Raw genomic sequence first — 11,191 nt, forward strand, 5'->3', positions numbered from 1 at the left:
TTGAGCAACTGAATTTGTCCATTCGAGGATGAATAAACTATTTCTCATTGGGAAATATGAAAAGTATTGTCACCAGCATAGATGAGCGCTTGCGTACTCGCCTACGAGTGATTATCTGGAAGCAATGGAAGAAGAAATCGAGACGATTATGGGGATTGCTTAAGTTAGGAGTTCCTAAATGGATAGCAGATAAGGTATCTGGCTGGGGTGACCATTATCAATTAGTAGCTCAGAAGTCGGTACTTAAACGTGCTATATCAAAACCAGTCCTTGAAAAACGTGGACTGGTTTCGTGTTTGGATTATTACCTTGAACGACATGCGTTAAAAGTTAGTTGAACCGCCGTATGCCGAACGGCACGTACGGTGGTGTGAGAGGGGCTAGAGATTATCCCCTACTCGATTTTGAGAGGCAAAACTTTTTAAAAAATCTTTTTCATAACTTTATCTAGTACATTGATTGCTTCATCTTTCATGTTCTTTGTGACGTGGGTGTAGATGTAAGTAGTGACTTCAGAGTCGGAATGACCAACCCCGTCCGTGATTGTTTTTAAAGGAATTTTATTTTCTGCTAAGATGCTAATAGTGGTGTGTCTGAAGATGTGAGGAGACAGATGTTTGGGAATTGGTTTTTTTAAGGCGTTCGTTTGCTCGCTGGAGAGACTTGCTCAAGACGGAACTATGAACTGGTTTTCCTGTATTGGTAACAAAAATACGGTCGCTTTTGTGCCAATTCTTATCGGTTGTTTCTCTTAGACGATTTATAGTAGGTTGAAATAATATACGAACAGCTTGATTAGGGAAATCAAATTAATTTCTAGAAATATTTTAGCATCCACGGTGTACTATTCTAGTTTCAATTTACTATAGTTCAATCATTCTATCAAGAATATTGAATATATAAAAGCACCTACTATTAAAATTTCTTCTGATATCGAATTAGAGTCGGATGTCGATGGCGATAAATCAGATAATCTACCAGTCGACATCAAGGTACTAGGACAACACATTGAAGTGTATTCCGTACCTAAGAAACAATCATAAAACTCAAAGCCTTGTTACCGAGGCTTTTTTTATTATGTGATTTTCAGTAGGCAGATTTATTCTATATACAAGTAAAGCTAAGTATTTAATATTTAGCAGATGATGAAGAAAAGAATGGATGGCCTAAATATTTTAACAGATTTACGAGACTAATCATGGTATAATATAGGGTAATGAAAAATTCCAACGAGGCAGAGATGAAATTACTTTATACTGATATTCGGACTTCTTTGACTGAAATTCTAACCAGAGAGGCGGAGGAGCTAGTTGTTGCTGGCAAGCGAGTCTTCTACATCGCTCCCAACTCTCTTTCTTTTGAAAAGGAACGCGCCGTGCTGGAATGCTTGTCCCAGCAGGCTTCTTTTGCGATTACCGTCACGCGCTTTGCTCAAATGGCTCGTTACCTAGTCTTGAATGACTTGCCTGCCAAGACTAGTCTAGATGACATCGGTCTTGGGATGGTCTTTTACAGATGCCTTGCAGAACTTGACCCCAAGGACTTGCGTGTTTATGGAGCTATCAAGCAGGATCCTCAATTTATCCAGCAGTTGATTGAATTTTACCACGAGATGACCAAAGCTCAGATGAGTTTTTTAGACTTGGAGAGTTTGACGGATGAAGACAAGCGAGCAGACTTACTCTTGATTTTTGAGAAGGTAACGGCCTATCTCAATCAAAGCCAGTTGGCTCAAGGAAATCAGTTGTCCCATTTGATTGAGGCTATTGAGAATAACAAAGTTAGTAGTGATTTTACTCAAATCGCCTTGGTTATTGATGGATTTACCCGTTTTTCTGCTGAGGAAGAGCGGATTGTGGACTTACTTCATGGCAAGGGTGTTGAGATTGTTATTGGGGTTTATGCTAGTAAGAAAGCTTATACCAGTCCATTCGCTGAAGGCAATCTCTACCAAGCCAGTGTGGAGTTTCTCCATCATCTAGCCTCTAAATACCAAACTCCTGCTCAAGACCGTTCTCAGACTCATGAGAAGAGGGATAGCTTTGACAAAGCCTCTCGTTTGCTGGAGTCTTCTTATGACTTTTCAGAATTAACATTGGATGTCGATCAGAAGGACCGTGAAAACTTACAAATCTGGTCTTGCTTGACACAAAAGGAGGAGTTGGAGTTGGTAGCCCGTAGCATTCGTCAGAAATTGCATGAGAACTCAGTCCTGAGCTACAAGCATTTTCGTATTCTCTTGGGGGATGTAGCTTCTTACCAGTTATCGCTGAAAACCATTTTTGACCAGTATCAGATTCCTTTTTATCTTGGTAGAAGCGAATCCATGGCTCATCATCCCTTGACACAGTTTGTCGAGTCTATTTTAGCTTTGAAACGCTATCGTTTTCGTCAGGAGGATTTGATAAACCTTCTTAGAACAGGTTTGTATACCGACCTTAGTCAGGCTGATATTGATGCTTTTGAGCAATATATCCGCTATCTTGGTATCAATGGCTTGCCAGCCTTTCAGCAAGCCTTCACCAAATCCCACCATGGAAAATTTGATTTAGAGCGTTTAAATACTCTTCGTCTGCGTATTTTAACACCTCTTGAAACCCTCTTTGCTAGCCGAAAACAAAAGGCTGAAAATCTCTTGCAAAAGTGGAACTCTTTTCTAAAAGAGGGAGCGGTGACCAAGCAGTTGCATGACTTAACAGCCACTATGGAAGCTCTTGAACAGGAAAGACAAGCCGAGGTTTGGAAGGCATTCTGTCATGTTTTAGAACAATTTGCGACCGTTTTTGCTGGTTCACAGGTTAGTCTAGAGGACTTCCTAGCCTTGCTCCATTCTGGAATGAACCTATCTCAATACCGTACCATTCCAGCGACAGTGGACACCGTTCTGGTGCAGAGTTACGATTTGATTGCGCCCTTAACGGCTGACTTTGTCTACGCCATTGGGCTAACACAGGACAATTTACCAAAAATCGCGCAAAATACCAGTCTTTTGACAGATGAAGAAAGGCAAAACCTAAACCAAGCGACAGAGGAAGGGGCACAATTGCTGATTGCCAGCAGTGAAAATCTCAAGAAAAATCGCTACACTATGCTTTCCTTGGTCAATTCTGCTCGTAAGCAGTTGGTCTTGTCAGCTCCAAGCCTTTTTAATGAAAGTGAAAGTAAGGAGGCAGCCTATCTTCAAGAACTGGTCCATTTTGGATTTAGTCGAAAAGAGAAGAGGATGAATCACAAAAGGCTGTCTAAGGAAGATATGGGGTCATATCACAGTCTTTTGTCTAGTCTAGTTGCTTATCACCAGCAGGGCGAGACGAGAGATAGGGAGCAAGATTTGACATTTATTAAGGTTCTGGCGCGTGTCATGAGTAAAAAACTAGACCAGCAAGGTCTGGAAAATCCAGCCCTCCCAACCAGTCCAAGCAGTAAGCAGTTGACCAAGGATACCTTGCAGGCTCTCTATCCAGCTGACAAGGAATTTTACCTCTCTACCTCTGGTTTGACGGAGTTTTACCGGAACCAATACAGTTATTTTCTTCGCTACGTTTTAGGCTTACAAGAAGAATTACGCCTGCGTCCTGATGCCCGTAGTCACGGGAATTTCTTGCACCGCATTTTTGAACGCGCCTTGCAGTTGCCTGACGAAGATTCCTTTGACAAACGTTTAGAACAAGCTATCCAAGAAACCAGTCAAGAACGCGAATTTGAAGCAATTTATCAGGAAAGTTTGGAAGCCCAGTTTACCAAGGAAGTTCTACTTGATATAGCTCGCACGACTGGACATATTCTCCGACACAATCCAGCCATCGAAACCATCAAAGAGGAAGCGAATTTTGATGGAAAAGAGCAGGCCTTTATTCAATTGGACAATGGACGGAGTGTCTTTGTACGAGGTAAGGTTGACCGCATTGACCGATTGAAAGCTGATGGAGCGATTGGAGTAGTAGACTACAAGTCTAGTCTGACCCAGTTCCAATTTCCTCATTTCTTTAATGGTCTTAATTCCCAACTGCCAACCTATTTAGCTACCCTAAAAAGAGAAGGGGAGCAGAACTTTTTCGGCGCTATGTACCTGGAAATGGCTGAGCCTGTCCAATCTCTCATGGCCGTTAAAAGTCTGGCAGGTGCAGTAGTAGAAGCCAGCAAGTCAATGAAATACCAAGGCCTCTTTTTAGAAAAAGAAAGCAGTCATTTGGGCGAATTTTACAATAAAAACAAGGCCAATCAGCTGACGGATGAGGAATTCCAGCTCCTACTGGACTATAATGCCCATCTTTACAAGAAAGCAGCTGAGAAGATTTTAGACGGTCAGTTCGCCATTAACCCTTATACTGAAAATGGCAGAAGTATTGCACCATATGTTCAGCAACATCAGGCTATTACAGGATTTGAAGCCAATTACCACTTGGGCCAAGCCCGTTTCCTAGAAAAGTTGGACCTAGCTGATGGCAAGCGTCTGGTCGGAGAAAAACTCAAGCAAGCTTGGTTTGAAAAAATAAGAGAGGAGTTGAATCGATGAAGCCTATTCCCTTTTTAACTGAGGAGGAAATTCAAAAACTGCAAGAAGCAGAAGCAAATTCGAGCAAGGAACAAAAGAAAACTGCCGAGCAAATCGAAGCTATCTACACTTCTGGTCAAAATATCCTTGTCTCAGCGTCGGCTGGTTCTGGTAAGACTTTTGTCATGGCCGAGCGTATTCTGGACCAATTGGCGCGTGGTGTCGAAATTTCTCAACTCTTTATCTCAACCTTTACCGTCAAGGCTGCGACTGAACTCAAAGAACGCTTGGAGAAAAAAATCAGCCAACAAATCCAAGAAAGCGATGACGTTGACCTCAAACAACACTTGGGTCGCCAGTTGGCAGACCTACCCAACGCAGCCATCGGAACCATGGACTCTTTTACACAAAAATTCCTTGGTAAACATGGCTATCTGCTTGATATTGCGCCTAATTTCCGTATTTTACAAAACCAAAGTGAGCAACTCCTTCTAAAAAACGAAGTCTTCCACGAGGTCTTTGAAGCCCATTACCAAGGTAAGCAGAAAGAGACCTTTAGTCATTTGCTGAAAAACTTTGTTGGACGTGGAAAAGATGAACGGGGGCTGCGCCAGCAAGTCTATAAAATTTATGACTTTCTCCAATCCACCAGTAATCCTAAAAAATGGCTGAGTGAATCTTTCCTCAAAGGTTTTGAAAAAGCTGATTTTACCAGTGAAAAAGAAAAACTGACTGAGCTAATCAAACAAGCTCTTTGGAATTTGGAAAGCTTTTTCCGTTACCATCTGGATAACGATGCCAAGGAGTTTCCCAAAGCTGCCTATTTAGAAAATGTTCAGTTGATTCTGGATGAAATTGGCTCCCTAAATCAGGAGTCCGATAGTCAGGCTTATCAGGCAGTACTTGCGCGTGTTGTCGCAATTTCGAAAGAGAAAAACGGCCGGGCCCTGACTAATGCCAGTCGTAAGGCTGATTTGAAGCCACTGACCGATGCCTACAACGAGGAGAGAAAGACCCATTTTGCTAAACTAGGACAACTGTCAGACCAGATAACCATTCTCGACTATCAAGAACGTTATCATCAAGACACATGGGAACTAGCTAAAACCTTCCAAGCCTTCATGGGTGATTTTGTGGAGGCTTATCGTCAGCGTAAACGTCAGGAAAATGCCTTTGAATTCGCTGATATCAGCCATTACACCATTGAGATTTTAGAGAAATTCCCGCAAGTCCGTGAAGCTTATCAGGAGCGTTTCCACGAAGTCATGGTCGATGAGTATCAGGATACCAACCATATTCAAGAACGAATGCTGGAATTGCTGTCTAATGGCCACAATCGCTTTATGGTGGGGGATATCAAGCAATCTATCTACCGTTTCCGTCAGGCAGATCCGCAGATTTTCAATGAGAAATTCCAACGCTATGCGCAAAATCCCCAAGAAGGCAAGCTCATTCTCCTCAAGGAAAATTTCCGAAGTAGTTCAGAAGTGCTGTCAGCAACCAATGATGTCTTTGAACGTCTCATGGACCAAGAGGTCGGCGAAATCAACTATGATAACATGCACCAGCTTGTTTTTGCCAATACCAAACTGACTCCTAATCCAGAAAACAAAGCAGAATTGCTCCTCTACGATAAGGACGACTCAAATGAGGAAGAAGAGAGTCAAACAGAAACGAAACTAACAGGCGAAATGCGCTTAGTTATCAAGGAAATCCTTAAACTTCATCAGGAACAAGGTGTTGCCTTTAAGGAAATTGCCCTTCTGACCTCCAGTCGCAGTCGTAATGACCAGATTCTCCTCGCCCTGTCTGAGTATGGGATCCCTGTCAAAACTGATGGAGAGCAAAACAATTATCTCCAATCTCTAGAAGTGCAAGTCATGCTAGACACCCTTCGTGTCATTCACAATCCTCTTCAAGACTATGCCTTGGTTGCCCTTATGAAGTCTCCTATGTTTGGCTTTGATGAGGACGAGTTAGCACGTTTATCTCTTCAGAAAGCAGAGGATAAAGCCTACGAAAATCTCTATGAGAAACTGGTCAATGCTCAAAAACAGGTAAGTAGCCAAAAAGTCTTGATTCACTCAGCTCTAGCTGAGAAACTAAACCAATTCATGGATATCTTGGCTTCTTGGCGCCTGTATGCCAAAACCCACTCTCTCTATGACTTGATTTGGAGGATTTACAACGACCGTTTTTATTATGATTATGTTGGAGCTTTGCCAAATGGTCCTGCTAGACAGGCCAATCTCTATGCCCTAGCTCTGCGAGCTGACCAGTTTGAAAAGAGTAATTTCAAAGGCTTGTCTCGTTTTATTGGTATGATTAACCAAGTTTTAGAAGCCCAGCACGATCTTGCAAGCGTGGCCGTCGCACCGCCAAAAGATGCAGTGGAGCTCATGACTATCCACAAGAGTAAAGGGCTAGAGTTTCCTTACGTCTTTATTCTCAATATGGATCAAGATTTCAACAAGCAAGACTCTATGTCAGAAGTCATTCTCAGCCGTAAAAACGGTCTAGGTGTCAAGTATATTGCCAAAATGGAGACTGGAGCAGTGGAAGATCACTATCCTAAAACCATCAAACTCTCCATTCCTAGCCTGACCTATAGGCAGAACGAAGAGGAATTACAGCTAGCAAGCTATTCAGAGCAGATGCGTCTCCTTTATGTTGCCATGACGAGGGCTGAGAAAAAACTCTATCTTGTCGGCAAGGGTTCTCGTGAAAAGCTGGAAGCCAAGCAATACCCAGCAGCTAAAAATGGAAAACTAAATAGCAACACTAGACTTCAAGGCAAGAATTTCCAAGATTGGATTTGGGCTATCAGTAAAGTGTTTACTAAGGACAATCTCAACTTTAGTTATCGTTTTGTTGGAGAAGATCAGTTGACTAGAGAAGCCATCGGAGAGTTGGAAACCAGGAGTCCACTCCAAGATAGCTCCCAAGCAGACAATCGTCAATCAGATACCATCAAAGAAGCCCTTGAAATGCTGAAAGAAGTGGAAATTTATAATACTCTTCACCGCGCAGCCATTGAACTTCCTAGTGTTCAAACTCCAAGTCAAATCAAGAAATTCTACGAACCTGTTATGGATATGGAAGGTGTCGAGATTGCAGGTCAAGGCCAGTCAGTAGACAAGAAAATTAGTTTTGATTTACCAGATTTTTCAAGCAAAGAAAAGATAACAGGAGCTGAGATTGGTAGTGCTACCCACGAACTCATGCAGAGAATGGATCTCAGCCAGAGACCAACGCTTGCTAGCCTAACAGAAACACTCAAACAAGTTCAAACTAGCCAAGCTGTCAGAGACAAGATCAATCTTGATAAAATTCTTGCTTTCTTTGACACAGCACTCGGTCAGGAAATTATCGCTAATACCAACCATCTTTATCGCGAGCAACCTTTCTCCATGCTCAAACGAGACCAAAAGAGTCAGGAAGACTTTGTTGTCCGTGGAATCTTGGACGGCTATCTGCTTTATGAGGATAGAATCGTTCTGTTCGACTACAAGACAGACCGCTATGATGAACCAAGTCAACTCGTAGACCGCTATCGTGGTCAGTTAGCTCTATACGAAGAGGCTTTATCACGAGCCTATTCGATTGAAAATATTGAAAAATACTTGATTTTACTCGGTAAAGACGAGGTTCAAGTTGTAAAAGTATAATTTATACTCTTCGAAAATCTCTTCAAACCACGTCAGCTTCATCTGCAACCTCAAAACTGTGTTTTGAGCTGACTTCGTCAGTCTTATCTACAACCTCAAAGCTGTGTTTTAAGCAGCCTGCGGCTAGCTTCCTAGTTTGCTCTTTGATTTTCATTGAATATTAGAAAGGAGACCTCATGACACTTCCAGTTAGAAAATCCCTGTATGATGCAGTTTTACAGGCTTCAAAAGCGGATACTTGGGAACAAGCTACCAAGGAATGGAATGAAGTTTCCTTGATTTTTAACGGTATTGGCCGTAGCAATTGTGTCTGTGGAAATGCCATCAAGTACGCCTACGAACTCTTTAACGGTGTCACAGGTCAACGCCTCTTTCCAATTGGTAGCGACTGTGTTCGTCATTTTCATCGATTGTCCCTTGACCAGCAACTGGAAGAGGAAGAAAAACTGCTCAGAAAGGTTGAAAATCTGACCAGAAAAGCCCATAAAAAGGAGAAAATCAAGGTCAATAAAAGTGACTTTGACGAGCGACTTTTAAAATGGCTCTGGGAAAAAGATGTTTTCAAACCCAATCGTGGCAATCAATTTGCACCTGAGAGAGACTACCAGCTTTTCCTAGAAGTCTTTCAAGGAGGAAGTTGGACCAAGGCGGAGCCAAAGAAAAAAGCTCGGATGGAAGAAGTCCTTGAAAAGTGTATCAAGCCCTTTTTACTTGGAAAACCAGATGACCAACTCTACCTTGTCAAACTAGGAAAAGATAAAATTGATTACGAACAAGAACTCCGTATCCAAGCAGAGAAAGAGCGCAAAAAGAGGGATAAAATCGCCAAGCAATATGCAGACAATCTGGTTCTAGCTATGGGCCCAGCAGAGCGTGCCTATCAAGATTACTTTGGCTTTACAGAGACCCTGACTCAAGAAGAACGAAAGTGGGAGAAAATTCTTTTTGGTAAAAATAGAGCAGAACGAGCTATCAAGGCCAAACAATACCAAAAAGAGCTGGAAAAAGACCAACGAATTGCCAGTCAGGATCCAATTGAAAGAAAACAGAAGCAGACTTGGCTCCTCAATTCCTATTTTCGTGAGCTTCCTGAAGAAAAAGCTCGATTTTCTAGGCTCTTATTAGAATATCGAAAAAGTGGTGAAGTACCCTTTTCAACTGAATACCTGTCAGATCATCTCATCGACTTTTTCTATAAAATGAAAGCCTTTGAATTTGAAATCGCACCAGAACAAGTCCGAGATTTTCTAAAAAAAAGCCTGCAGGAAGACCATCGCTCATCAGCACAAGGAAGCTGGATAGAAGGAATTCTCCTCAACTGCCTCAAACCATTTTTAGAACGATTAGTGATATGAGTAACACCTGCCGTGGAAATTTCATGGTAGGTTACATTTTATCCAAAAAATAATAGGGAATTGCAAAACTACTACTTGGTATTTTATATATAAAAAAAGTATGAAAACGCAACTCAATTTTAAGACTTTTTGCTAAATAAAGAGTATAATTAAAGTATGTTCCCTTTTTTATAGATAGTACACTAATATAAAAAAGTTAGGCTTACATATTTTTAAAATTTTATTTCAAGGAGGAATAATGGAAAAGTATTTTGGTGAAAAACAAGAACGTTTTTCATTTAGAAAATTATCAGTAGGACTTGTATCTGCAACGATTTCGAGTTTATTTTTTATGTCTGTATTAACTAGTTCATCTGTGGCTGCTCAAGAGACTAAAGGTGTTCACTACAAATATGTGACAGAGTCAGAGCTATCATCAGAAGAAAAGAAGCAGCTTGTATATGATATTCCGACATACGTGGAGAATGATGATGAGACTTATTATCTTGTTTATAAGTTAAATTCTCAAAATCAACTGGGAGAATTGCCAAATACTGGAAGCAAGAATGAGATGCAAGCCTTAGTTGCTGGTGCTAGTTTAGCAGCTCTGGGGATTTTAGTTTTTGCTGTTTCCAAGAAAAAAGTTAAGAATAAAACGGTATTGCATTTAGTATTGGTTGCAGGGATAGGAAACGGTATTCTAGTATCAGCCCATGCTTTAGAAAATAATCTTTTACTGAATTACAATACGGACTATGAATTGACCTCTGGAGAAAAATTACCTCTTCCTAAAGAGATTTCAGGTTACACATATATTGGATATATCAAAGAGGGAAAAACGACTTCTGATTCTAAGGTAAGTAATCAAGAGAAATCAGTAGCCACTCCAATAGATCAACAAAAGGTAGATTATACGATTACACCGAATTTTATAGAGAATCCATCAAAAATACAAGTGATTAACGGACAGTATGAGGCTGTTCCAGAATTTAGGGATGGACAAGTTGGAACTGTAGCTGATGCAACTCCTAAGCCAGGAGAAAACTCAGGGGAAATGTCCAGTATTCCTAGTGATTCGACAACCTCAGTTGAAGAAACAAACAAACCTGAAAAAGATGAGTCAAAAGACGAAACTTCAACAAAACCTGAAAATTCTGGTAATGCAATAACAGAAGAGAATGGGCAAACAGTACCAACTGAATCTAATCAAGGTGATACAAATAAAGTAGAAACAAATGAAGGTAATTTTGAAGAAGCTACAGGAAAACCTACAGATAATACTACAGAAAATCCAACAGAAGGCGCAGGAGAAGGAACCTCAAATCAAGGAGTAGAAAATCCAGTTCAATCTGCAGAAGAATCAACAACGAATTCAGAGAATGTATCACCAGATACATCTAAAGAAAATACTGGGGAAATGTCCAGTATTCCTAGTGATTCGACAACCTCAGTTGAAGAAACAAACAAACCTGAAAAAGATGAGTTGAATGTCGAGCTTGGTAAAGAATCTGGCACGAAAGAATCTGACAAGTACACGAATGCAGACCAAGCTAAGCGTACTGCCTACGACGAAGCTCTTAAAGCAGCGAAAGCTGTAGCAGCTAAGCCAGGTGCAAGTCAAGCAGAAGTTGAGAAAGCTAAGAATGACTTAGTTGCAGCAGCGGCAGCCTTGAATGTATCAAAATAAGAAGAAG

The 11,191-nt window shown here is 41.1% G+C and carries 5 protein-coding genes and 3 pseudogenes; 6 read left to right on the forward strand and 2 right to left on the reverse strand.

The window, feature by feature from the left end:
- Positions 1–338 (forward strand): annotated as a pseudogene (locus HT708_RS10720) (group II intron maturase-specific domain-containing protein); the annotation flags it as partial.
- A gap of 83 nt (positions 339–421) precedes the next feature.
- On the opposite strand, the pseudogene HT708_RS10725 reads toward HT708_RS10720, so the two are convergent.
- Positions 422–782 (reverse strand): annotated as a pseudogene (locus HT708_RS10725) (tyrosine-type recombinase/integrase).
- Positions 783–887: 105 nt separating this feature from the next.
- On the opposite strand from HT708_RS10725, the pseudogene HT708_RS10730 reads away from it, so the two are divergent.
- The 3 genes and pseudogenes from HT708_RS10730 to addA form a co-directional block, all read left to right on the forward strand.
- Positions 888–1,043 (forward strand): annotated as a pseudogene (locus HT708_RS10730) (diacylglycerol kinase family lipid kinase); the annotation flags it as partial.
- 197 nt (positions 1,044–1,240) lie between these two features.
- Entirely contained in the window at positions 1,241–4,516 is a 3,276-nt protein-coding gene (gene rexB / locus HT708_RS10735; RefSeq protein ID WP_172926374.1) for an ATP-dependent nuclease subunit B, read from the forward strand.
- A complete protein-coding gene (gene addA, locus HT708_RS10740) occupies positions 4,513–8,163 on the forward strand; it encodes a helicase-exonuclease AddAB subunit AddA (protein ID WP_172926375.1) in 3,651 nt (1,216 codons plus the stop codon). The genes rexB and addA overlap by 4 nt, the downstream gene beginning before the upstream one ends.
- Before the next feature lie 22 nt (positions 8,164–8,185).
- Here the strand turns inward: addA and HT708_RS10745 are convergent, their stop codons facing one another.
- Positions 8,186–8,317, reverse strand: coding sequence for a hypothetical protein (locus HT708_RS10745; RefSeq protein ID WP_000692919.1), 132 nt, complete (start codon positions 8,315–8,317; stop codon positions 8,186–8,188).
- Positions 8,318–8,339: 22 nt separating this feature from the next.
- On the opposite strand from HT708_RS10745, the gene HT708_RS10750 reads away from it, so the two are divergent.
- Positions 8,340–9,518, forward strand: a complete 1,179-nt coding sequence (locus HT708_RS10750; RefSeq protein ID WP_172926376.1) for a hypothetical protein — start codon at positions 8,340–8,342, stop codon at positions 9,516–9,518.
- Between the two features lie 238 nt (positions 9,519–9,756).
- A complete protein-coding gene (locus tag HT708_RS10755) occupies positions 9,757–11,184 on the forward strand; it encodes a YSIRK-type signal peptide-containing protein (protein WP_172926377.1) in 1,428 nt (475 codons plus the stop codon).
- The last annotated feature ends 7 nt before the right edge of the window (positions 11,185–11,191 follow it).

Source organism: Streptococcus sp. 3613, assembly GCF_013277375.1.
Lineage (GTDB): Bacteria > Bacillota > Bacilli > Lactobacillales > Streptococcaceae > Streptococcus > Streptococcus pseudopneumoniae.

Coding starts and splice junctions, on each gene's coding strand:
- rexB (WP_172926374.1), top strand. CDS start 1,241: ATGAAATTACTTTATACTGATATTCGGACTTCTTTGACTGAAATTCTA.
- addA (WP_172926375.1), top strand. CDS start 4,513: ATGAAGCCTATTCCCTTTTTAACTGAGGAGGAAATTCAAAAACTGCAA.
- HT708_RS10745 (WP_000692919.1), bottom strand. CDS start 8,317: ATGAAAATCAAAGAGCAAACTAGGAAGCTAGCCGCAGGCTGCTTAAAA.
- HT708_RS10750 (WP_172926376.1), top strand. CDS start 8,340: ATGACACTTCCAGTTAGAAAATCCCTGTATGATGCAGTTTTACAGGCT.
- HT708_RS10755 (WP_172926377.1), top strand. CDS start 9,757: ATGGAAAAGTATTTTGGTGAAAAACAAGAACGTTTTTCATTTAGAAAA.